This is a genomic window from Nitrosomonas nitrosa (assembly GCF_003051105.1).
Classification (GTDB): Bacteria; Pseudomonadota; Gammaproteobacteria; order Burkholderiales; family Nitrosomonadaceae; genus Nitrosomonas; species Nitrosomonas nitrosa.
Genome location: NZ_QAOO01000031.1, coordinates 1 through 21986, shown reverse-complemented (window position 1 = coordinate 21986; position 21986 = coordinate 1). Strand labels below are relative to the sequence as shown.

At 47.0% G+C, this 21986-nt stretch carries 20 protein-coding genes and 1 pseudogene; 11 read left to right on the top strand and 10 right to left on the bottom strand.

Annotation, left to right across the window (positions count from 1 at the left end; all coding sequences use genetic code 11):
- Position 1: 1 nt before the first annotated feature.
- Positions 2–340 (bottom strand): YraN family protein, encoded by a 339-nt coding sequence (locus C8R30_RS13620; RefSeq protein ID WP_107790371.1) that lies wholly within the window; start codon positions 338–340, stop codon positions 2–4.
- Between the two features lie 83 nt (positions 341–423).
- On the opposite strand from C8R30_RS13620, the gene rsmI reads away from it, so the two are divergent.
- Both rsmI and pyrC read left to right on the top strand, forming a co-directional pair.
- On the top strand, positions 424–1284 hold the full coding sequence (rsmI, locus tag C8R30_RS13615; protein WP_107790370.1) for a 16S rRNA (cytidine(1402)-2'-O)-methyltransferase: 861 nt from the start codon (positions 424–426) through the stop codon (positions 1282–1284).
- A gap of 9 nt (positions 1285–1293) precedes the next feature.
- Positions 1294–2346, top strand: coding sequence for a dihydroorotase (gene pyrC / locus C8R30_RS13610; RefSeq protein ID WP_090666563.1), 1053 nt, complete (start codon positions 1294–1296; stop codon positions 2344–2346).
- Positions 2347–2455: 109 nt separating this feature from the next.
- On the opposite strand, the gene C8R30_RS13605 is transcribed toward pyrC, so the two are convergent.
- The 4 genes from C8R30_RS13605 to apbC all read right to left on the bottom strand — a co-directional run bounded on the left by C8R30_RS13605 (position 2456) and on the right by apbC (position 6168).
- Complete coding sequence (locus C8R30_RS13605; protein WP_107790369.1) at positions 2456–2743, bottom strand: sll1863 family stress response protein; 288 nt, start codon at positions 2741–2743, stop codon at positions 2456–2458.
- A 106-nt stretch (positions 2744–2849) separates the two neighbouring features.
- The gene (locus C8R30_RS13600; protein ID WP_107790368.1) at positions 2850–4145 is read right to left on the bottom strand and encodes a DUF2254 domain-containing protein; all 1296 of its coding nucleotides are present in this window, start codon (positions 4143–4145) and stop codon (positions 2850–2852) included.
- 363 nt (positions 4146–4508) lie between these two features.
- Positions 4509–5075: a dCTP deaminase gene (gene dcd / locus C8R30_RS13595; protein ID WP_090666558.1), complete on the bottom strand. Its 567-nt coding sequence runs from the start codon at positions 5073–5075 to the stop codon at positions 4509–4511.
- Positions 5076–5079: 4 nt separating this feature from the next.
- Positions 5080–6168, bottom strand: coding sequence for an iron-sulfur cluster carrier protein ApbC (apbC, locus tag C8R30_RS13590; protein WP_107790367.1), 1089 nt, complete (start codon positions 6166–6168; stop codon positions 5080–5082).
- A 393-nt stretch (positions 6169–6561) separates the two neighbouring features.
- Here apbC and metG point away from each other — a divergent pair, with 393 nt between their 5' ends.
- Entirely contained in the window at positions 6562–8685 is a 2124-nt protein-coding gene (metG, locus tag C8R30_RS13585) for a methionine--tRNA ligase (RefSeq protein WP_107790366.1), read from the top strand.
- Between the two features lie 480 nt (positions 8686–9165).
- Here metG and C8R30_RS13580 read toward each other — a convergent pair whose 3' ends face one another.
- Entirely contained in the window at positions 9166–9789 is a 624-nt protein-coding gene (locus C8R30_RS13580; protein ID WP_107784160.1) for a hypothetical protein, read from the bottom strand.
- 390 nt (positions 9790–10179) lie between these two features.
- On the opposite strand from C8R30_RS13580, the gene C8R30_RS13575 reads away from it, so the two are divergent.
- A complete protein-coding gene (locus C8R30_RS13575) occupies positions 10180–10347 on the top strand; it encodes a DUF1328 family protein (RefSeq protein ID WP_090666551.1) in 168 nt (55 codons plus the stop codon).
- 170 nt (positions 10348–10517) lie between these two features.
- Positions 10518–10754, top strand: coding sequence for an RNA-binding S4 domain-containing protein (locus tag C8R30_RS13570; RefSeq protein ID WP_107790365.1), 237 nt, complete (start codon positions 10518–10520; stop codon positions 10752–10754).
- A 112-nt stretch (positions 10755–10866) separates the two neighbouring features.
- On the opposite strand, the gene purT is transcribed toward C8R30_RS13570, so the two are convergent.
- Entirely contained in the window at positions 10867–12084 is a 1218-nt protein-coding gene (gene purT / locus C8R30_RS13565; protein ID WP_107790364.1) for a formate-dependent phosphoribosylglycinamide formyltransferase, read from the bottom strand.
- A 109-nt stretch (positions 12085–12193) separates the two neighbouring features.
- On the opposite strand from purT, the gene C8R30_RS13560 reads away from it, so the two are divergent.
- A complete protein-coding gene (locus C8R30_RS13560; protein WP_090666545.1) occupies positions 12194–12643 on the top strand; it encodes an NUDIX domain-containing protein in 450 nt (149 codons plus the stop codon).
- A gap of 246 nt (positions 12644–12889) precedes the next feature.
- On the opposite strand, the gene C8R30_RS13555 is transcribed toward C8R30_RS13560, so the two are convergent.
- The gene (locus C8R30_RS13555; RefSeq protein WP_181258753.1) at positions 12890–13411 is read right to left on the bottom strand and encodes a histidine phosphatase family protein; all 522 of its coding nucleotides are present in this window, start codon (positions 13409–13411) and stop codon (positions 12890–12892) included.
- A gap of 544 nt (positions 13412–13955) precedes the next feature.
- On the opposite strand from C8R30_RS13555, the gene C8R30_RS13550 reads away from it, so the two are divergent.
- Positions 13956–14270, top strand: coding sequence for a hypothetical protein (locus tag C8R30_RS13550; protein WP_146162700.1), 315 nt, complete (start codon positions 13956–13958; stop codon positions 14268–14270).
- Between the two features lie 102 nt (positions 14271–14372).
- On the opposite strand, the gene C8R30_RS13545 is transcribed toward C8R30_RS13550, so the two are convergent.
- Together C8R30_RS13545 and C8R30_RS13540 are read right to left on the bottom strand one after the other, a co-directional pair.
- Positions 14373–15251 (bottom strand): toll/interleukin-1 receptor domain-containing protein, encoded by an 879-nt coding sequence (locus C8R30_RS13545; RefSeq protein WP_107790361.1) that lies wholly within the window; start codon positions 15249–15251, stop codon positions 14373–14375.
- 140 nt (positions 15252–15391) lie between these two features.
- Complete coding sequence (locus C8R30_RS13540) at positions 15392–15928, bottom strand: ATP-dependent zinc protease family protein (protein ID WP_090666538.1); 537 nt, start codon at positions 15926–15928, stop codon at positions 15392–15394.
- Between the two features lie 440 nt (positions 15929–16368).
- Here C8R30_RS13540 and C8R30_RS13535 point away from each other — a divergent pair, with 440 nt between their 5' ends.
- The 4 genes and pseudogenes from C8R30_RS13535 to C8R30_RS13520 all read left to right on the top strand — a co-directional run.
- Positions 16369–17964: a hypothetical protein gene (locus C8R30_RS13535; protein WP_107790360.1), complete on the top strand. Its 1596-nt coding sequence runs from the start codon at positions 16369–16371 to the stop codon at positions 17962–17964.
- Between the two features lie 157 nt (positions 17965–18121).
- Positions 18122–20569, top strand: coding sequence for a type I restriction-modification system subunit M (locus C8R30_RS13530; protein ID WP_107790359.1), 2448 nt, complete (start codon positions 18122–18124; stop codon positions 20567–20569).
- Positions 20560–21675, top strand: a complete 1116-nt coding sequence (locus C8R30_RS13525) for a restriction endonuclease subunit S (RefSeq protein WP_107790358.1) — start codon at positions 20560–20562, stop codon at positions 21673–21675. The genes C8R30_RS13530 and C8R30_RS13525 overlap by 10 nt, the downstream gene beginning before the upstream one ends.
- Positions 21676–21843: 168 nt before the next feature.
- A pseudogene (locus C8R30_RS13520) lies at positions 21844–21986 on the top strand (ISNCY family transposase); the annotation flags it as partial.

Genomic DNA, 21986 nt, shown 5'->3' with positions numbered 1-21986 from the left:
CCTATTCACCGAAGGCATTCTTAATCCACCGAATTTCAGGGTTATGTGTGCCTGTTAGCAGTACAACATCGAATCGACAAGCAGGTACAACATTAAGTTGTATGAGATAATGCCGTGCGGCCCTAATGAGCTTGCCTTGTTTGGTGGTTGTGATACTGGCGGCAGCCCCACCAAAAGAATTGTTCGAACGCATTCTGACTTCGACAAAAACCAGCACGGCATCATCTCGCATGATCAAGTCGATTTCACCAAAACGGCAACGATAGTTTTTTTCGATAAGAATCAGGTGCTGACGTTGCAGGAATTGGGCAGCTAGGTGTTCTGCGTCACTTCCTTTCATGATGTTTGTTTATCTCGAGTTTCTATGATATCCAGGTGTACGATGATTCGTATCGAGCAAAGCAGATTCACGCTATCGACGAAATGCTGACCAAAAGCACATTATATGTTGTAGCTACGCCAATAGGAAATTTGCGCGATATCAGTTTGCGCGCGCTGGAGGTGCTGGCAGGTGTGGATGTCATTGCAGCGGAACATATTCAGATCACGCAACGTTTGCTGGCATTTCATGCCATCCACACAAAGATGATCACATTGCATCAGCATAATGAACGTACCGCATCTGAAAAAATTATTGCGATGCTGGCAGAACAGAAATCAGTTGCGTTGGTGACCGATGCGGGCACACCGGGTATTTCTGATCCCGGTGGACTATTGATAAATCAAGTAAGGGAGCGGGGTTACCAAGTTACGCCTATTCCAGGCGCAAACGCTGCTATATGTGCACTTTCTGCCTCGGGTATAGTAACGCCCCATTTTCTGTTCTATGGCTTTCTACCCGCTAAATCCGGAGAACGCAAACGTAAACTGGAATCATTGAAAAGCCTGTCATCATGCACACTGATTTTTTATGAAGCGCCTCATCGCTTGCTCGAATGCCTGGCCGATATGACTGCCGTATTTGGCGCATGCAGGCAAATTACTATTGCTAGAGAACTCACCAAATTATTCGAAACTTTCTACACATCTAATTTGGATGGTGTAGTGTCATGGCTGCAATCCGATGAGAATCAGCAAAAAGGCGAATTTGTCCTACTTCTGGCACCAGCGGAGCCCAAAAATGATACTGAAATTTCTGAGCAGGTGAAGCACACGCTGTACATCTTGATGGAAAGTTTGCCGCTGAAACAAGCTGTCCAGCTTGCGGCAGAAATTAGTGGAGAAAGCAGAAAGAAGCTTTATGCGTTTGCTTTATCGAGAAAGAACATTAAGCCCAATCAGTGAGGATTTAACATGACTGACACACATACAACGCTAACGCTTATCCGTCCAGACGATTGGCACCTGCATCTTCGTGATGGCAAGCAAATGCAGGATGTACTGCCCGATACCGCAAAACGATTCGCGCGTGCGATTGTCATGCCCAATCTTAGACCGCCGATTACTACCGTCGAACAAGCTATCGCCTATCGTGAACGTATTTTGGCTGCTTTACCGATCTCGCTGAAGGCGCGGTTTATACCACTGATGACGCTTTACTTAACTGATAGCACGCTACCAGCAGAAATCGAGACAGCCAGAAAAAGTGCGGTTGTGCATGCCGTTAAACTCTATCCTGCAGGGGCGACGACCAATGCGGATGCCGGTGTGACAGATATTACCCAATGCTTTGCCACGCTAGAAATGATGGAACAACTGGGCATGCCCTTATTGGTGCATGGTGAAGTGACTGATCCTGATATCGACGTGTTCGATAGAGAAAAAATTTTTATCGATAGGGTATTACGGCGGATCGTCCAGCGGTTTCCCAGTCTACGAATCGTATTCGAACATATCACAACACGAGAAGCGATTGAGTTCGTATACGCCGCGTCAGGAAATATTGCAGCCACGATAACGGCACATCACCTGCTTCTGAATCGCAACGCTTTGTTCGCAGGCGGTATCCGTCCTCATCATTACTGTCTGCCTGTTCTTAAGCGCGAAATTCATCGTCTGGCCTTGATAGAGGCTGCTACCAGTGGTAACCCTAAATTCTTCCTTGGCACCGATAGCGCTCCTCATCCGTTATCAGCAAAAGAAAGTACTTGCGGTTGCGCTGGGATCTATACTGCTCATGCAGCAATCGAATTATATGCAGAAGTTTTCGAACAAGCTGGCGCACTGGATAAATTGGAAGGGTTTGCAAGTTTTCATGGTGCAGATTTTTACCACTTACCGCGTAATACCGATACGCTTCGTTTGGTAAAAGACAGCTGGACTGTTCCAACGCAAATTAAATTTGGGAAAGAGTCCCTGGTTCCTCTTCGGGCTGGCGGGAAAGTTTCTTGGAAAATATTAGACTGATATCCCTATACCTGCTTGCAGAGGTGAAAAAAACTCACCTCTGCAAGCTTGAATCACGATTTATTCGTGATTTCCATTTCCTGTGATTCACGGAATTATCTGCAACTGATTATTTGAATTTAGAAGTAGCGGATTTAACCGCTTGGCTCAACGAATTCCAGGCACTCTCAGTTCCTTCTTTGAGATCTTCCCAAGCATCGTCTGCAGCATTCTTGATTTCAGAAAGTTTGCTGCTAGCAGCATCCCGCATGGATCGTAATTCATCAATTTCTTTTGCATATTCGATCTGTGCATCGGCGCTGGCCTTATCCGCTTTTGCTTTGAGCAAATCGATTTCTGCGTTCCATTCGTCCAATTGTGCCTCTAATTTCTTTACATATGCATCTTTATTGCTCATGTTCATACTCCTTTCAGATTTGGATTGATACGTGTTTTAAATGAATGGGTCAAACCAAAGAAATGATTCATCACCTCCTTTTTATAGAACAGAAAAATACTTCAATTCAATAGCGTTCTTCTAACGGATCATCAAATGCGAAGCTGCTTATTTTGCGGATAGTTGCAATATCCTCTGGTAGTAGCAAGTTTTTTTCTGCATATGCCAATGCGCGTTGTGCATGGCGGATTGCAGCATCCCGCATGGCATCATCGCCCATGGCAGCGAGTATCGATAACATTTTCTGTAAACGGATTTGTACCTCAACGGCTCCGCTACCATCGCGTGCGATCGCCGTGAAAGCATCATCGAACATCTCCTGTATTGAAAGCTCGGGTACGGTTACACGGTCATATTTCACTTCTGGCGTGTACTCACTCCCCATCTGTGTTTTCCATCCAACAAACAGCCGTGTAAGTATGCCCAGGATATCAATCGCCGTTCCGGGGTCATTGACGGCTGGCGATAGTGCACGAGCGGCTATTTGCGACAGGACGACGAGTCCGAAGCGCGGATCATCGTCAAATACCCGCTCCTTGTCGATCAGAAACGCCGAAGTAACCAACGAGCAATCTACATCGTTCGGTGCGAGAGATTCCGCATCGATGTAAGCCAGAGGCCGTCCAGGAACAATAAATGAGCCCGGCAGCACTGCAACCGCTATGTAACCGTTGATCTGTTCGGCATATGTTTGCAACGCTGCAATGTTGATATGCTGAAGGTAGCCGATTGAATCGGTAGGAATCGCTAAACCCGTATAATATTTCGATTCAACAGGTCTGCCGCCCAAGTTAGGCGCATCACGCCGGCGTTTCAGTGCTTCTGCAGTTGCTTTCTCCACTTTTTCGATCGTGGTGCCAAGTCGGCCAAGCCGTGCAATGCGATCGACCCATCGCACGAAGGTCAGAATGACCATCATAAATACAATAATGGTCAATATGAATAATACGAAGTGCCCTGCATGCTGGAAGTAGCCATTTTTCGTAGCGATGAGACCGACAATGCTGAAAATGAATGCGCCTATAAATGTTGAAAGTGCATGCTGCGACACGTCATCGGCAACAACGAGCGCAAAGGATCTTGGCGAAGCCGTATTGCTTGCAGATCCATAAGCCGCCACCATGGATCCGACTGCAAAAGTAGCGATGACGAGCATGCCACTCGCCATAACAGATAATAAAGTTTCAACAGATTCTACAGTGACTGAAGGTAGAATCTGCGCTAGTTGAGTGTAGTCAGCAAGCTTAGCAATCAGAGCACCCGCTATCGACAGCACACAAGAAGCGAGCGGCTTCACCCAAAGACGTTCACGGGTGCGATTGATAAAAAATTTGATGCGATCGCTGATTACTGTAATGGGCATTACGCTCTCCTTTACACCACTTGATTTTTAGAATCAACCCTATAGATTTTTGTGGTGTCTACATGCCGTTTTGGAATCCTTGGGATGCTTCCAAATGAAAAACGGCTCTATCGCATTAGGGCGATAACGCTATACACATTTTCCTGATTTTATTTTACATGGTAGCCAACAATCGACTTCATTTTGTAGCTGGAGCGAACTAGCATAACCCACTTTGCTTGTTTCATAAAGCAGGGGGGGGCAATCGCGCGCTTGCCTTATCTGGGCGTTATCGAATGGGCAGGAGCTGACAAGCTTTGCAGAATGAATGAAGGGCAGAGGAGGATCCAATGTGGTCGAGGGGTTGGTTCGCTAACAATTCAGTTAAATTTTAGGCAGTGTTACGCCTTGTTGAAACTGATATTTGCCGTTCCTATCTTTGTATGAAGTTTCACAAACTTCATCCGATTCAAAGAAAATTACTTGTGCAACACCTTCGTTGGCATAAATCTTGGCTGGCAGTGGTGTAGTGTTGGAAAACTCCAGTGTTACATAACCTTCCCATTCCGGTTCAAACGGCGTTACGTTGACAATGATGCCGCAGCGAGCATAGGTAGATTTTCCGAGGCAAATCGTTAAAATATTCCGTGGAATACGGAAATATTCTACCGTGCGGGCCAGAGCGAAGGAGTTGGGTGGAATGATACAGATATCACTTTTGACGTCGACAAATGAATTCGAGTCAAATCGCTTGGGGTCAACGATCGTTGAATTCAGATTGGTGAACAGCTTGAATTCATCCGAGCAGCGAATATCGTAGCCATAACTGGAAGTGCCGTAGGAAACAATGCTGTGGCCGTCTTTTTGTTTGATTTGGCCAGGTTCGAAGGGCTCGATCATGCCGTGTTCGATCGCCATTTTGCGAATCCACTTGTCAGATTTGATCGTCATGTGACTAATTGTCTTCCATGATAATTTTAGTAAAGACCTCGGAATAATCCTTGGCTAGATTTGCAATTTTGACCGCGACCCGGCGAGCGATAGTGCGATAGATCTCGGCAATCTGTCCATCAGGTTCCGCAGCAACCGTTGGACGTCCGGAGTCGGTATGTTCGCGTATTTTTATGTCGAGGGGGAGCGCGCCCAAGAGATCAACATTGTAATCTTTGCACATTTTTTCCCCACCCCCTGTTCCGAAAATCGGTTCGGTATGGCCACATTTTGAACAAGTGTGCAGGCTCATGTTCTCCACGATACCAAGAATCGGGATGCCGACTTTCTCAAACATTTTGAGCCCCTTGCGCGCATCTAACAAAGCGATATCTTGCGGGGTGGTAACGATGACGGCACCGGTTACGGGTACTTTTTGCGCGAGTGTTAATTGAATATCGCCTGTACCAGGGGGGAGATCGATGACAAGATAATCGAGATCATGCCAGCGTGTATCATTCAATAGTTGCTGCAGAGCTTGCGTGACCATCGGTCCGCGCCACACCATCGGTGTTTCCACATCGATGAGTAAGCCGATCGACATTGCCTGAATTCCATGAGCGTGCATTGGCTCGATGGTTTTGCCGTCCGGTGATTCGGGTTGTCCGTTGATACCAAGCATTTGGGGTTGTGACGGTCCATAAATATCCGCATCCAGGATACCGACATTCGCACCTTCAGCTGCCAGTGCGAGTGCGAGATTGACGGCTGTAGCCGATTTGCCTACCCCACCTTTGCCAGAGGCGACTGCGATTACGTTCTTTACACCCGGTATCAGCTTTACACCGCGCTGGACGCTATGAGGAATAATCTTGCTAGCGACATTGACGGTGATATTTCCGATTCCTGGAATCGTTTTCAGTTGATCACTGACTTGCTGACGGACTGCGTCAATTACACTTTTTGCGGGATAACCAAGCTCGATATCGAGTGCAACATGATTTCCATCAATTTTGATATTGTGTACTTCCTTGCTAGTGACATAATCTTTACCCGTGGTGGGATCGATGATTTCTTGCAGGGCGTTTTCTATTTGTTGTTCTGTAATCGCCACGATATGACTCCTTTATGCAATTTGTGCGGGAAAATTGAGTGATTGGGCTGCGCCATTTGTCTATCATCAATTCTAGCCCGAGCATTTCATAACTACACGTGATGATCCCGCAGGAACTTGATTAATAGGGAGGTTTTGAAAAGGCGCGGTGTAGTGATTTATTCACCCCACTGAGCAAAACCTTTCTTATTAATCAAAGGACAAGCGAGGGCGCGGCGCAATTTATAAAAAAATCAGGCTAGGCAGTTGCTTAAGTAAAGTGACTACTCTAATTTTCTAGCACTGCGTCTACAAATTTACCTTTGATCAAAACTATTGATGTTAACAAATATCAGGGGTAAGTATCCAGTTTGTTACAATTCACCTTTCCAAACATTCAAAAATTGACGATCGATGAATATACGTAAGATTCTGGTTACTTCTGCACTACCGTATGCTAACGGCAGTATTCACCTTGGCCATTTGGTGGAATATATCCAAACTGATATCTGGGTTCGTTTCCAGAAAATGCAGGGGCATACCGTATATTATGTGTGCGCAGACGATACGCACGGCACGCCCATAATGTTGCGCGCTGAAAAAGAAGGCATGACACCAGAAGCGCTGATTGCGCGCGTCCATGGTGAGCATTTGCGGGATTTTACAGGCTTTCATATCAACTTCGATAACTACTATAGTACCCATTCAGAGGAAACTCGCCAGTATTCGGAAGAGATCTACCATAAACTGAAGGCGGCTGGTCTCATCAAGGTGCGCGCCATCGAACAGCTATATGATCCGGTCAAAAACATGTTCTTGCCAGATCGTTTCGTCAAGGGGGAATGTCCTAAGTGCGGGGCAAAAGATCAGTATGGTGATTCCTGTGAAGCTTGTGGTGCAGCCTATGCGCCAACTGAGTTAAAAAATCCCTACTCTGCGGTTTCGGGAGCAACACCCGTCAAGAAAGCCTCTGAACATTTCTTTTTCAGTTTGTCAGATAGCCGTTGCGCGGACTTTTTACGCCGCTGGACGCGCGAAGCTAATCACTTGCAGCCTGAGGCCGCTAATAAAATGCATGAATGGCTGGGGGAGGCAGGGGAAAATAAGTTGTCCGACTGGGATATCTCGCGGGACGCACCCTATTTCGGTTTTGAAATTCCTGGGGAAGCCGGAAAATATTTTTACGTTTGGCTCGATGCGCCGATTGGATACATGGGCAGTTTCAAAAACTTATGCCAACAGCGGGGTATCGATTTCGATGAGTTCTGGAAGAAAGAGAGTACGACCGAGCTTTACCATTTCATTGGTAAGGATATCCTATATTTTCATGCGCTGTTCTGGCCAGCAATGCTGGAAAACGCAGGCTACCGGACCCCTACACAGATTTTTGCACACGGTTTCTTGACTGTGAATGGCGAGAAAATGAGTAAATCACGCGGTACTTTCATTACTGCGGAAAGTTATTTACAGCAGCGACTCAATCCTGAATGGTTGCGCTATTACTATGCCGCCAAACTCAACGGCACTTTGGAAGATATCGATCTCAACCTGGAAGATTTTACTGCACGCGTAAATTCGGATTTGGTTGGCAAATTTATTAATATTGCCAGCCGCTGCGCAGGATTTATCGCAAAACGATTCGATGGAAAATTGGTTGCCGGAGAAGATTATGGTGTGCTTCAGCAGATGATCGATGAGCATTTTGCCTCATGGCAGCCGGGCATCATCGAGAAAGCGTATGAAGAGAGAGATTTCTCTGCTGCCGTGCGACAAATCATGAAACGTGCCGATGATGTGAATGAGCTAATCCACCAGTTGGCGCCATGGGAAATTGCCAAAGATACTGCGCGAGACCGCGAATTGCATCGTGTCTGCAGTTTGGGTGTGCAGATGTTTTATCTGCTCTCATGTTACTTGAAGCCGGTGCTGCCTGCTACAGCGAGACAAATCGAAGATTTTCTTAACTGTGATGCGCTGAACTGGCCAGAGCATCAACTGGGTAGGACGATATCGAGCGTCCTGCTCCCTGCCGGCCATAGGATAAACACTTACCAACACTTGATGACGCGTATTGATCCTAAGCAAATAACTGCGCTGATTGAAGCCAATAAACAAAATATTACCACCAAACCAGAATCGCATTCTCAGACACGGCATTCAGAAGCACAGCAGCATAAGCAACAACAGGCAGTTGTACCGATTGCAGAAACCATTTCGGTCGATGATTTCAGCAAAATTGATTTGCGTATTGCACGTATTGTGAACGCCGAGTTGGTAGAAGGGGCTGATAAATTGCTCAAGCTCACCCTGGATATCGGCTCAGAGCAGCGTACAGTATTTGCTGGTATCAAAAAGGCCTATGATCCTGACAATCTGAAAGGACGTTTGACCATTATGGTCGCCAATCTTACTCCCCGTAAAATGAAATTTGGGTTGTCAGAAGGCATGGTGCTTGCGGCAAGCGATGGAAGTGCCGGAGGAGGGCTATACCTGCTCTCGCCTGATGAGGGTGCACTACCTGGAATGCGCGTGAAGTAGGTGTGTAAATTTATTCGAGCAAAATCTATCTGAGTCAATCCTGAGCAGCCTGGCCCATAGATAGGGGGTAGATAGCCTACACGCTTTACTTTTTCATGCCGAGTTGAAGGGGGAAGTTTTGCACCTTTCGGGTATAGGGTTTTGTTGTATCCAGTCCTGATCTAGTAAAACAAATACTTCACGCTATTCAGCCGAATAGGAAACTGGCCCGAATTTTTCATAAATTGTCACACACTTTCTACCCTTTGATTGATAAGAAATATTTTGCTCAGCGGGGTGTATGAATCACTACACCGCACCTTAGCAAAATATTCCTGTTAATCAAATTCTCGCATGATCATCGCGTGTAGTTATGAAAATAGTTGGGCTAGCATGATTGATCAAGCTGACGACGATGGGTAGCTGAAAGCAGAAACTCGTACGTTCGGCTACCCTATCAGATCGTTCAATTAGTGCACCTTTTAGTACATTCTTGAATAATTAGGCGTGTTTGCGGCGCGTAAACAATAAGCTTACGAGACCTAAACCAATAAGAGTTAAGGGTGCCGGTTCTGATATTTGCGCTGCTGGCAGGGAGCCTCTTTCGATATCGACCGTTAAGGTTGAATCAAGGAAAAGAAAGTCGCTCCGGCCATCCTGATGGCCGCTTGTCGTCCCCGCATTTTGCAGTATTACATTCAGCATCCCATCGCTCAACAACGTACCCCATTCACTTGAGATGGTCGCGGTATAAACGGCACCGCCACTGGTGATGGTTTGCGTTCCAAACGATTGTCCATCAAATATCAACTGCACGGATTCTAACGCCCCATCGGAGCTTTCGTCTTTGAATCGGAGTGCGATAGAAGCGCTGGTAATCGCATCGATCAGCGAATTGTAACCATACGAGCCACTCCATAAAGCACCAGCACCATCTTGATCGGCAATGATGCTATGGGTGAAGCTATACGAAATATTATTGCCAAAAGAGATAAGTTGATCTGAGCTGGGATCGAACTTATCGGTTAATGTTATGATTGCAGCATTACTGGTTGCCGTAACCAGTAGCAGGATAATGCTGGTAAAAAGAATCAAAGGTCGAGTGGGTTTTATTGCGTTATTCATTATTAACTACCTCATTAGCTAGATCATGTTCATTTATTGAGAAAATGGAAAATACTGAACAGAACTTTATTCCAAAGAGGAAGACAAAAATATTGTACTGATGTACACACTGTCACGAATGAGCGGATCGACGATAAAACTCAAACCACGGTGCAGTTTTTGTTCGCTTTTATCATCTTCAATACCATTTAGATGCGAATAAAAGGTTGCTTATGGCCCTATCGATGTTATTCTTTTACTAGTAGGTTGTCCGAGAAGTAAAAATCTGGCAGATTCTTGTCAGCAGGTGATATCAATGCGTCTCCGGCTATACACCAGAATAATGAGAGCTTCAATCGGGTATTGAGCTGGAATTTTACAACTGGCACTTAAAGCATAAGGAGTAATATTATGATAAATCTTGCGATTGTCTTTCTAGTTATTGCCATTATTGCAGGTATCTTAGGGATTACCGGTGTCATGAGCATTGCAATGGAAATGGCCTGGATTTTATTTGTGGTGGGGCTCATTTTGGCGATCGTATTCTGGATAATAGGCAGACGTCCGCCACCAATATGATCTTAGGATTGCGTTTCCCGCGCTCTGTCGGGAGCGTTACTTAAAAGCGAGCAGATTGAAGAGCGTAAATGCTTGACAATCTGCTACTGGCAGCAATACCAGAATTTTTGAGATGCCATATCGTTGAGGATGCCAATGAATCGGAAACGCTGTCTGCTAACCGTTAAAGCATGATTGAATTTAGCCTTCAAGGTCGTGGCTATATCGCATTGAATGATCTTCTCAAAATCAATGGTCTCTGCGCTAGTGGTGGTGCTGCCAAAAGTGTGATTGCTGAGGGTCTGGTCAAAGTGAACGGTCAGATCGAACTCCGCAAGACCTGCAAAATTCGCAGTGGTGAGCGAGTGGAATTTGCCGGACAAACAATTGAAGTAACCGATAAGCCTACACTAGCATGCAGAGGTTAGTATGTTATGACTGCTATTTGTACGCGCTGACTCATCATTCCGCTTTCCCTGTGAATTAACCTGAATTTTTCATAAGATTATCACGCGCCGTCTTGATTTCTAGGGCAGTCCCCTAGTTAGTTGATTTAACAGGTACAATTCGGCTAGCTACTTGTTTCGCGCGAGTTCGCGCCTCTGAGGTATCGGCCCCATTTGCGAGTGCGACCCCCATGCGGCGGCGAGTGTACGATACTGGTTTGCCAAACAAGCGTAGATCACTTTGTGGTACGCGCAGCGCCTCGGTTACACCCGTAAAAACGATCCCTTGTTCTTCCAATTGTCCGTAAATTACCGCACTGGCGCCTGGAGCACGCAAGGCCGTATTCACGGGTAAGCCAAGGATAGCGCGGGCATGGAGTTCGAATTCACTTTGCACTTGACTACACATGGTCACCATACCGGTATCATGCGGACGTGGACTCACTTCGCTAAACCACACCTTGTCTTGCTTGACGAATAATTCCACACCAAAGATCCCAAGCCCTCCGAGGTTGTCGGTGAGTTTTTGGGCGATGTCGCGCGCTTGCTGCCATGCCTGTTGACTCATGGCCTGCGGTTGCCAGCTCTCAACATAGTCACCATGCACTTGGAGATGACCGATTGGTTCACAGAAATGTGTTTCCACTTCACCATGCTCGCCTATTGCGCGCACCGTAAGTAGGGTAATTTCATAATCAAAATCAATGAAACTCTCGACGATAACTCGGCCCTGGTCTACCCGGCTGCCGCTCGCTGCATAGTTCCAGGCTGCCTCCAAATCTGCCTCATGATCAATTTTCGATTGACCTTTACCAGAAGAAGACATGATTGGTTTGATTAGGCATGGATAGCCTATGCGACCTTCGATTGCCGCACGTAATTCAGCTAGGCTATTGGCAAAGGCAAAGGTTGAAGTCGGCAAGCCTAAAGTTTCTGCTGCCAGACGACGGATACCTTCTCGGTTCATCGTGAGCTGTGCAGCACGTGCAGTTGGAATGACGCATGCTATGCCTTCGCATTCGATCTCAATCAGTGTGTCCGTAGCGATCGCTTCGATTTCCGGAACGATAATATGCGGTCGCTCGTGTATAATTAATTCACGTAGCGCTTGGCCATCCGCCATATTGATCACGTGGGCGCGGTGCGCTACCTGATGCCCCGGTGCATTGGGATAGCGATCGACAGCGATCGTTTCTACCCCTAGACGCTGTAATGCAATGATCACTTCCTTGCCGAGTTCTCCGCTACCCAATAACATAACTTTCGTTGCTGACGAGGTGAGTGGAGTGCCAATATCGAGCCGTTTATTCATGGTGGTTTCGAAGGATAGAAGTGGTAATGGTGAAACCGAAATATACCACTGAGCGTGCCTTAAGTCATAGCATGCCCCAATACGCTATTTACTTATGATTGGAAAAGTAATGTCTAGACCGGTTACCCCATCCCTTGCCTGCGACACGATAATCGAGCTTATCGACTATCCTGACCGTCCGATTGTTTTAATCGAACGCGTTAATCCACCTTATGGGTGGGCGATACCGGGCGGGTTTGTTGACGTGGGTGAAACCGTCGAGCATGCCGCGATCCGAGAAGCGCGGGAAGAAGTTAGCTTAAACGTTAAGCTGATCGCGTTACTTGGTCTTTATTCTGATCCGAAGCGTGATAATCGTGGTCATACCGTGACAGCTGTGTACGTGGCGGAAGCCAATGGTAAGCCCGTGGCAGCCGACGATGCGAAGAATTGCCAAATATTTAGCATAGATAGCTTTCCTCGGGTTTTGGCTTTCGACCATGAGCAGGTATTGATTGATTACGTCGATTTCCGTACTACCGGTAAAGTCGCGCCTTTACGGTATATAGCTAACCGTTGAAGTTGCAAGATGATAAGTCTATTAACCGGCATGAAGTCGTAACTGGCGGCAGTCGTGCGACCCCTAAAGTAAATTCGAACCGATAAACCATGAGTGGCGCCGTGAGTTGGGCTAGACCACCCCCGTCCGGCCATCAAATCGGACTTGTACACTGTAAGCAAGCGCGTCGAGCTGGGGAAATAAAGTGTTTTTCTACAGCTCACATGACAAAAATTAGCGAGTTCACGACAGCAAAAAATACAATGTTTAGGCCAAAATATAGCGCCTGTATTCACAGTTGCCCACATGAATATTTCTCAAGTGCGCATCCTCTATTCCCCCTTCGAAGTAGGCGATAACAACACGCATGGTTTCTTCATGGGCCACTACCAAAAGTGTTTTGTCGTTTTGTGTCTTTAGCCAGTCGATAAAACGTATCACGCGCTGTTTGTGATCCAGTAACGATTCACCCCCATTTACACGCATCTGCAAAGGATCGCGGGTGATGGCCGCAAAATAGTCTGACACGGGCATGCCGTCAAAACCTGTACGGATATCAGCCAGATCGGCATGTACTTCGATCGGCACAGAGTGGAAGCGATTGATGATGGCTGCCGTTTGAAACGTCCGCGGCAGTGGCGACACCAGAATACGTTCAAATGCGACGCCACGCAGCGCTAGCGCGGCAGACTGCGCTTGTTCCTTGCCCATTTCTGTTAGACGAACATCCTGATTAGGGTCATCGTTACACAAACCAAGATCATTGTAGTTTGTGTGCCCGTGGCGCATGAAATAAATATCCATTTTCGAATAAAAATATAAATATCCGTATGTTGAAGTTGTATTGGTGCCCGGAGCAGACATGCCGGAAGCTGCATCGGGTATGTCAGTCGTATCATGCTTGATGCTATTGAAAGGCGAGCTACACCATTTGATTCTAGTAATAATCCGTTTGTATTCATCCGCTATTCAGTTTTGAGACCCTACAATTTGATCACGAAATATCAATCATGATGTCTTGGCGGGCTGATTTTTCGCACCAGCCACCAGCTATGAATAACTATTATTAGCCAGGCCTCGTCGTTACATAATGGTTGGTGGAGGTATTTAAACCAATCGAATATTGCGCCATCTGCGCGGTTATGGAGAAATACCATGAATACGAAAAAATATCTTTTCTTTTTTGCCGTAATGGCCACTCTTTTCCTGAGTGGATGCATAGCAACGCCCTATTATGGAGGAACAGGTTATTACGGCGGAGTAACCTACGGTTATCGGTATCAGCCGTCATACTATGGTAATCAAAGATTCTTCGGCGGGCATCGATATATGGGTGGCGGATACAGGTACCTGGGAGGTGGTCACCGGTATATCGGGGGTGGTCATAGACACTTCGGTGGGGGGCATCGTCACATCGGTGGCCGACATAAACACTTCGATGGTGGCCATGGTCATATCGGTAGAGATCATAGACACTTTGGTGGCGGAAATAGGCATTTTGGCGGCGGACACAAGCACCATGGGGGTGGTCATAGAGGCGGCGGCCATAGAGGCGGTCATCATCGCTGACCAACGCCAGTTTGATTTTTCCTCATATAAAGCGCTGTTCTTGGCTGCAACGTGGCTAATCGGTCGAAGTTGGGTTTGAGCAGCTTTATCCAATAGCTGACGGGCAGAATCCTGGACTCTAATAAAGAGGTTGACCGATAATAGACCGATCTACTGTAGACCGAGCAGACTGATATTTCGATTATTTACTATGCTTTTTGCGAGCAATGCCGGTAGCGATTCCTGCATCATCGGTTGAAGTCAGATAAATACCATCTTCTTTGATTTTGCCGGTAAAGTGGATCACGGCGGGTTCAGATTCAAATTGTGGGGTGTGCAAAGTAGAGAAAGTTAGCGATTCACCCTCAACAGTCCCTTCTTGGATGACTCCATTTCCGGTTGGATAGTCAACTATACCGCGTATCACGCGACCTTCATGAACGAAAGTTAGGCTGATCCGGTAGGGTTGCCGGCCCGATTTCTGCATATCCGCTATCCAAGTCCCATTGATTTCTGGGACTGGAGAGCGCTGTGAAGCTAAAAAGACAATGCCGGCAATCAAGATCGATATGAATACAGCCAAAACAGCAAATACCCTTAGACGTGAGCGTGACACAGGCTGCAATGATTTTTTGGGCGATGCGATTTCCAAGAGTCTGATCAGTCTGGCTACGTCGTCGTCGAATCGGTCATCTCTGATCTCGATTGCCTGACGGCGGCTTAGTTCTGCCAAATCTGCCGGCATTTGCTGTATTCCCGGCATTTTCGCTCCAGCAACGAGAACGGGAATAACCTGGATGTTACGCGTAAGACCAGTAACGATTTCATGATGAACGAAATCTTCATTGGAACTAGAACGTTGCGCCAGCGTTTCGAGCCAACGTGGTCCGATCAGTACGAGCAGGTAATCGCATTTGGCGACAGTATCATCGATTGCGCGCACGAAATCCTGACCAGGATGAATGTCCTCTACATCCATGAATATGCTGTCTTCACCTAAATGTGCATTTAGGCGGTCACAAAGGCGGCCTGCGTAGCCACCGACATCATTGCGGCGGTAGCTGATGAAGATTTTGGTCATTTCGTTGGAAGTAATCGATAGGGGCCGCTGATAGGGTGCAGGTTTTATGCCCGTTTGAGGCGCGCATAGAAATAAGCCTCCAATTTGGCCGGAGGCTTATCAACTAGCGGCTTCAATGGTGGGCTCCAACAGTTAAGTGATTATTGGATGGTGTATTTGGTTGTGCCATCGACCACTGCGTTAAGTTTATCCAATGCTTTTCTACCCAAAAGCATCGGGGCGGTGAAGTGTGTGCGATCAATCAGATTAACCGCGATATCATAGAGTCTTCCATCGAAATAAATAGGCATCTTCACAACCGGGCGCGGGTCATAGCTTTCTGATTTTTCCTCACTGGCGCGGTTCTTGATTTTGGCGATGCGAACAACGGGTAGGTCGTATTTGAGCGTTTTTTCAATTTTTGGGTGGGAAACTTTAAATTTCACATATCGCTTACCGTTCTTTTTATATAAATGGATGTCTGTAGCAGAGAGAGAAGCTGTCACCGCACCGGTATCAAGTTTGGCGATCAATGGGATTTTATCTGGATAAAGCACCACGGGTTCCAGGTACCCGTAAACCGATTTTTCTTTAGCGGATGTCGTTAATGGCGTTAGTCCTAACAGAAATACACTTGCTAAAACGACAATGTCAACGTAATTATTTCCTTTAAAAAGTTTTGGTATTTTTATAATCATAACCACCTCATAATTATTTTTTAACTAATGATTTGATGATAATTCTTATCGATACCGTTTTATAAACTAACACCATTTGGATAATTTCTCAACTTTGAAAAGTTTTTTATTTGAGTTCAAACAGGGTTTATAAGCGTCAAATAGGCTCTATTTTCAAATATTGTATGCAGATGCCATGCAAACTAAATGTATGGAAGTCTACTCCGAGCTAAGGCAACTTATTGCCCATAACGAAGGCGTAGCCTAATTTTTGTGCACATTGCGATAAAAGTAATAATAGGCACTCAATATCTGCCTGAAACTTGCCGAAAAATAAAGCACCACCAATCTTTAACAGCGGATATTTTCATACACTAATCGATTCTCAAGCTATCTTGCTTTGTGCCGGTAAAAGCATAAGTCTTAGAGATGAAACTTATTTTCGAGCGAGCAATTCATTGATGAAAGCGTTGACCAATTTATATCTAGGCGGAATCGCGGCGATCTACCTATTTTGGCTAAGTTGCTGGCTGGTGCTGGGCGATCAGCTATTTGGCCAGGATTTTTATAATTGGGATGAAGCGCTTGTCGCCATTGCAGCCGCATTTGCCGCTTTTGTTGCCTCATTTAACGTTATCAGACCTTATGCAGGGTTTATGGCGATCCAGGGTTTGGGTCTTATTTTACTGTCTATTTCCTGGTTGACGTATGACCCTGATGGCAGCCATCGTTTTTTACATTTTCCCACGCCGGGTATTCCGGACTATTCGGCCATCAGTTATAGCGGGTTTGTTTTTAGCTGGGTTTGTGCCTGGGGTTATCTGGCGATTACGTTATGGCATCGCTATCCGCCCACCTTAATGACCAAGGTGGTTTTCTCTTTGCTTTTCTTTGGCCTGGCGTTGATCTTGACCAGCTTTTATTATCCCGAATATGGCTCGAGTCTCAACACGATGGCAGGGCGACTCGACGCGGTGACAGCCGGTCTGGAATTTCTGGTGCTGTTGATTGGTCTGGGCTGTATTTTGCTGAAAGCGCCATTCGTCATTAATTGGATGCTGCTCGCCACAGCGTTGCTGATCGCGAGTGATATGGCTTATAGTGAAGAAGCTGTACCAGTGGGTATTGAACCGATCTGGATGTTTGGCCAGTTCTTGCTGCTTTCTTCTTATTTGCTGCTTTCTGAGATCAAAAAAGATTCGTCTGAGAAAGATATCGGCTTAGAGATTCAAGATGAAGCCGCCGCACGATCGAGATCGGATTTATCCGGCATCCTCATCCTGCTGACGTTGGGCGGTGTGTTGATAGTCGTGGTGTTGAGTCTGATTCAGATTCATCCGATATGGAAAGCATTTTGCGCGGTTTTACTTATTGTCAGCTTGGTAGTCAGTGTGGTTTGGCTGACGGATCGCTTTGACGATAGTGTGCAGTACTTAAAAAAATACACGAAAAACCTACATCAAAACCAGCTCGAGCATAATGGCTGGCAATCGACCCATGTGGGTCTCCGTACGACGTTGCGATCCACTGGACTGGACAGTTATATCGATGCGCTCAATAAATCAGCGGATCAGCTCAAGCGTCATATCATTTTCCTGGGACCGGAGCGGCTTTATCCAGAAGTTAGCAAACGAGCCTACCGCGATAAAATAAGCTGCTTTATCGTCATGCCGTTCAGCCTCGAATGGTCCAATGACGTTCATCGAATACTCTCTGGCGTGTGCAAATCATTGGATGTCCTGCCCATGCGAGGAGACGATGTGTTTAAACCCAGCGATATTCTGGTTGATATCTGGCAAAGCATTAATACCGCAGATTTCGTCATCGCTGATATTTCTGGCCGGAATCCTAATGTACTTTACGAGCTTGGAATCGCGCATACGCTTGCCAAACCCGTGCTGATTATTTCAAAAAATGCAGACGATATTCCAATCGATCTGAGCACCCGCCGCGTGATCATCTATGGCCAAAATGGGTTGCATTGGCACGAAGAACTCGAAACGAAGGTGACCCAAGCAGTGCAGGAAATCATCAGGGTCTATGCGCTTAAAATTTAGCACTTCCCGTTGACTCGCTTCCGAGCGTTCCAGCCCCTATTTCTGGATAGCAGGCTACGACTGCAGCAGATGGCCTGATGAAGGCATCGCTTGTGATTGAATCTACTAAATGCGCGCACTGCGGTATATTAGCGAATTTCAAAAATAACAAAAACACATGGCCATCAAGAAATCCGAACTTTATTCCTCCCTGTGGTCGAGCTGCGATGAACTGCGCGGCGGCATGGATGCCAGCCAGTACAAGGATTATGTGCTGGTGATGCTGTTCATCAAATACGTCAGCGACAAATACGCCGGGCAGCCGTTTGCGCCGATCACCATCCCGCCGGGTGCGGGTTTCAAGGACATGGTGGCGCTCAAAGGCAAGCCCACCATCGGGGACGATATCAACAAGAAAATCATCGCGCCGCTCGCCAATGCCAACAAGCTGTCCAGCATGCCGGACTTCAACGATCCGGAAAAGCTCGGCAGCGGCAAGGACATGGTCGACAGGCTCAGCAACCTCATCGCCATCTTTGAAAACAAGGCGCTCGATTTCAGCAAAAACCGCGCAGAAGGCGATGACATCCTCGGCGATGCCTACGAATACCTCATGCGCCATTTTGCCACCGAAAGCGGCAAAAGCAAGGGGCAATTCTACACCCCGGCGGAAGTGAGCCGGGTCATGGCGCGCATCATCGGTATCGATCGGGCCGAAACCACGGCTGAAACGACAGTTTACGACCCTACCTGCGGTTCCGGGTCGCTGCTGCTGAAAGTGGCCGATGCCGCCAAATCCAAGGTCACGCTGTACGGCCAGGAAAAGGATGCCGCCACCAGCGGTCTGGCGCGCATGAACATGATCCTGCACGACAACCCCGGCGCGGAGATCAAGCAGGGCAATACGCTCGCCAATCCGTTGTTTCTCAATGAACAGGGCGGCTTGAAAACCTTCGATTACGTGGTCGCCAATCCGCCGTTCAGCGATAAGCGCTGGGGCAACGGGGTCGATACCGAAAATGATCCGCACCAGCGCTTTGCAGGATTCGGCGTGCCGCCGGATAAAAACGGCGATTACGCCTATCTGCTGCACATCATCCGTTCGCTGAAAAGCCGTGGCAAGGGCGCGTGCATTCTGCCGCACGGCGTGCTATTCCGCGGCAATGTCGAAGCGGCTATCCGTGAGAATATTATCCGCAAGGGCTTGATCAAAGGCATCATCGGCCTGCCGGCCAACCTGTTTTACGGCACCGGCATCCCGGCGTGCATCATCGTCATCGACAAGGAAAACGCGCAAAATCGCAAAGGCATCTTCATGATCGACGCGGGCAAGGGGTTCATGAAAGACGGCAACAAAAACCGCCTGCGCGAAATGGACATCCACAAAATGGTCGATGTGTTCAACAAACAGACCGAAATCGCAGGCTACAGCCGCATCGTCCCGTTCAATGAAATCGAAAAAAACGAATTCAACCTCAACATCCCGCGCTATATCGACGGTTCGGAAGCCGAAGATCTGCAGGACATCGAAGCCCATCTGCTGGGCGATATTCCCAAAGCCGATATCGACGCGCTGCAGGATTACTGGGTCGTATGCCCCAATCTTAAAGCGGCATTATTCGTTGAGGCCAAACGCAGTCCAAACTACCTGAGCCTGAAAGTGAGCAAGGACGCCATCAAGCAAACCATTTTCACGCACCCCGAATTTGTCAGCTACATGGCCGAGATGAACCGGGTGTTCAGCCAGTGGGAAGCAAATACCACCGCCGCCTTGAAAGCACTGCAACCCGGTTTCCATCCGAAGGAAATCATCCACCAGATCAGCGAAGCCTTGCTCGCCACCTACCAGGGCCGCGCGCTGATCGACCCCTACGACGTCTACCAGCACCTGATGAATTACTGGTTCGAGGTGATGCAGGATGACTGTTACCTGATCGCCGCGCCGGTTGAAACAGGCGGAGGCTGGCAAGCCATCACTTACCGCATCGTGGAGGAGAAGAAAAACAAGGACGGCCAGGTCACCAAAACCCTCGACAAAGGCTGGGCGTGCGATTTAATTCCGAAAACGCTCGTGATTAACCGCTACTTTGCCGCACAGCAACAAGCCATCGATGCGCTCAACACCGAACTGGAAACGCTGCAAAGCCGGAAAACCGAAATGGAAGAGGAACACGGCGGCAACGCGGACGAGGGCGGCGCGTTCGCCGAACTCGACAAGCTCAACAAAGCCAGCATTACCGCGCGCCTGAAAGAAATCAAAAACGATGTGCAATCGGTTGAAGAAGCAAAGCTTCTCAGCCAATACCTGCAACTATTGGAACAGGAAGCGGCAACCAAGAAAGCCATCCAGTCCACCGAAGCTGAGCTGGACGCCAAACTGCTGGCGTTCTACCCCACGTTGACCCAAGACCAAATCAAGCAACTGGTAGTCGACGACAAATGGCTGGCCGCCATTGACCGTGATATTCACAGCGAGATGGATCGCATCAGCCAGCGCTTGACGCAGCGCATCAAGGAACTCGCCGAGCGTTATGAAACACCACTACCGCAGCAAAACCAGCAAGTGACGGAGCTGGAACAGGCCGTCAATGCGCACCTGCACAAGATGGGGTTTGCATGGCATTGAAACCGGGTTACAAGCAGACTGAGGCGGGGGTGATTCCGGAGGATTGGAGCGTTGTGCGCTTGTCGGTTCTCATTTCTGAGTTAAATGCGGGTGTAAGCGTTAATTCAGTAGATGAAAAACTAGGTCTTTATGGTCATACCGAGTCAGTATTAAAGACATCATGTATTTTAGATGGGTACTTTTTTCCTGAGGAATGTAAGAAGATTCTTCCTGGTGATATTGGGCGCGCTAAATTAAATCCAACTAAAGATTCAATTGTGATCAGCAGGATGAATACGCCAGTATTAGTTGGTGAATGCGGCTACGTAGATAAGGATTATTCATATTTGTTTTTGCCTGATCGATTATGGCAAACAATTATTAGAAAAGAAGCCGGTGTTAATGTCAGATGGCTTGCGTATTTGTTAAGCTTTGGTCAGTTCAGCAAAGCGATTAAAGATACCGCTACAGGAACAAGCGGTAGCATGAAAAATATTTCCAAAGAAACTTTTTTGGGTTTGCAGGTGGTTTTTCCTGATAAAAGAGAACAAACCGCCATCGCCAACGCGCTCAGCGATGCCGACGCCCTGATTCAGTCCCTCACCCGCCTCATCGCCAAAAAACGCCAGATCAAACAAGGCGCCATGCAAACCCTGCTCAATCCTTATGAAAATGGGCGATTGAAAGAGGGTTGGGTGGTGAAGAAGTTGGGTGAGGCGGCAGATATTGATCCAGAAAATTTGAATGCAAGCGTTAATCCAAATTACAAATTTAAGTATATTTCGTTGGAAGATGTTGATAGGGGTGTGCTGCGAAATTATTCTGATCAAATATTTGCAACAGCGCCTTCAAGAGCACGAAGAATTGTAAAAAAAGGAGATATTTTATTCGGAACAGTAAGACCTAATCTTCAATCCCACTGTTTAATCAAAAATCATGTAGAGGATTTGGTTTGTTCAACAGGTTTTGCGGTTATCAGGTGTCGAGACAATATTGCAAATCCGCCTTATATTTTTTCTTTATTTTTTGCAGAATTTGTTGAAAAGCAGATTCAGACTCTGTTAGCAGGTTCTAACTATCCTGCTATAAATAGTGTCAGCCCGAAAACTCATAAATTGAATAAGTAACAAAAGGTTACATTTTATTTTTAGAGACGAAGTTTTCTTGGGAATAGAGTAAAGCTGGGTTTTATTAGCTAATTTTTGCTTATTTTTAAGCGGAATAGCCTCAAACTTCGACTAAAATCAGAGGGAATATCATTCTCAAGATATAAACTTCGTTGGAGTGGAGGGCGAATGCGCATTGTACAAAATATCCAGATGAAATTGGGTGAAATTGACGTATCTCAAATCAAATTTGATCTGAGATCGCGAGACGACATACCGAAGGTACTGCGTGGGTTGCAGTATCTCTACCTAGACGAAGCATTGCGCCAGAA

Bases quoted from the DNA above. Each gene is read 5' to 3' on its own strand.
- C8R30_RS13620 (WP_107790371.1), bottom strand. From the start codon at position 340: ATGAAAGGAAGTGACGCAGAACACCTAGCTGCCCAATTCCTGCAACGT.
- rsmI (WP_107790370.1), top strand. From the start codon at position 424: ATGCTGACCAAAAGCACATTATATGTTGTAGCTACGCCAATAGGAAAT.
- pyrC (WP_090666563.1), top strand. From the start codon at position 1,294: ATGACTGACACACATACAACGCTAACGCTTATCCGTCCAGACGATTGG.
- C8R30_RS13605 (WP_107790369.1), bottom strand. From the start codon at position 2,743: ATGAGCAATAAAGATGCATATGTAAAGAAATTAGAGGCACAATTGGAC.
- C8R30_RS13600 (WP_107790368.1), bottom strand. From the start codon at position 4,145: ATGCCCATTACAGTAATCAGCGATCGCATCAAATTTTTTATCAATCGC.
- dcd (WP_090666558.1), bottom strand. From the start codon at position 5,075: ATGACGATCAAATCTGACAAGTGGATTCGCAAAATGGCGATCGAACAC.
- metG (WP_107790366.1), top strand. From the start codon at position 6,562: ATGAATATACGTAAGATTCTGGTTACTTCTGCACTACCGTATGCTAAC.
- C8R30_RS13580 (WP_107784160.1), bottom strand. From the start codon at position 9,789: ATGAATAACGCAATAAAACCCACTCGACCTTTGATTCTTTTTACCAGC.
- C8R30_RS13575 (WP_090666551.1), top strand. From the start codon at position 10,180: ATGATAAATCTTGCGATTGTCTTTCTAGTTATTGCCATTATTGCAGGT.
- C8R30_RS13570 (WP_107790365.1), top strand. From the start codon at position 10,518: ATGATTGAATTTAGCCTTCAAGGTCGTGGCTATATCGCATTGAATGAT.
- purT (WP_107790364.1), bottom strand. From the start codon at position 12,084: ATGAATAAACGGCTCGATATTGGCACTCCACTCACCTCGTCAGCAACG.
- C8R30_RS13560 (WP_090666545.1), top strand. From the start codon at position 12,194: ATGTCTAGACCGGTTACCCCATCCCTTGCCTGCGACACGATAATCGAG.
- C8R30_RS13555 (WP_181258753.1), bottom strand. From the start codon at position 13,411: ATGCGCCACGGGCACACAAACTACAATGATCTTGGTTTGTGTAACGAT.
- C8R30_RS13545 (WP_107790361.1), bottom strand. From the start codon at position 15,251: ATGACCAAAATCTTCATCAGCTACCGCCGCAATGATGTCGGTGGCTAC.
- C8R30_RS13540 (WP_090666538.1), bottom strand. From the start codon at position 15,928: ATGATTATAAAAATACCAAAACTTTTTAAAGGAAATAATTACGTTGAC.
- C8R30_RS13535 (WP_107790360.1), top strand. From the start codon at position 16,369: ATGAAAGCGTTGACCAATTTATATCTAGGCGGAATCGCGGCGATCTAC.
- C8R30_RS13530 (WP_107790359.1), top strand. From the start codon at position 18,122: ATGGCCATCAAGAAATCCGAACTTTATTCCTCCCTGTGGTCGAGCTGC.
- C8R30_RS13525 (WP_107790358.1), top strand. From the start codon at position 20,560: ATGGCATTGAAACCGGGTTACAAGCAGACTGAGGCGGGGGTGATTCCG.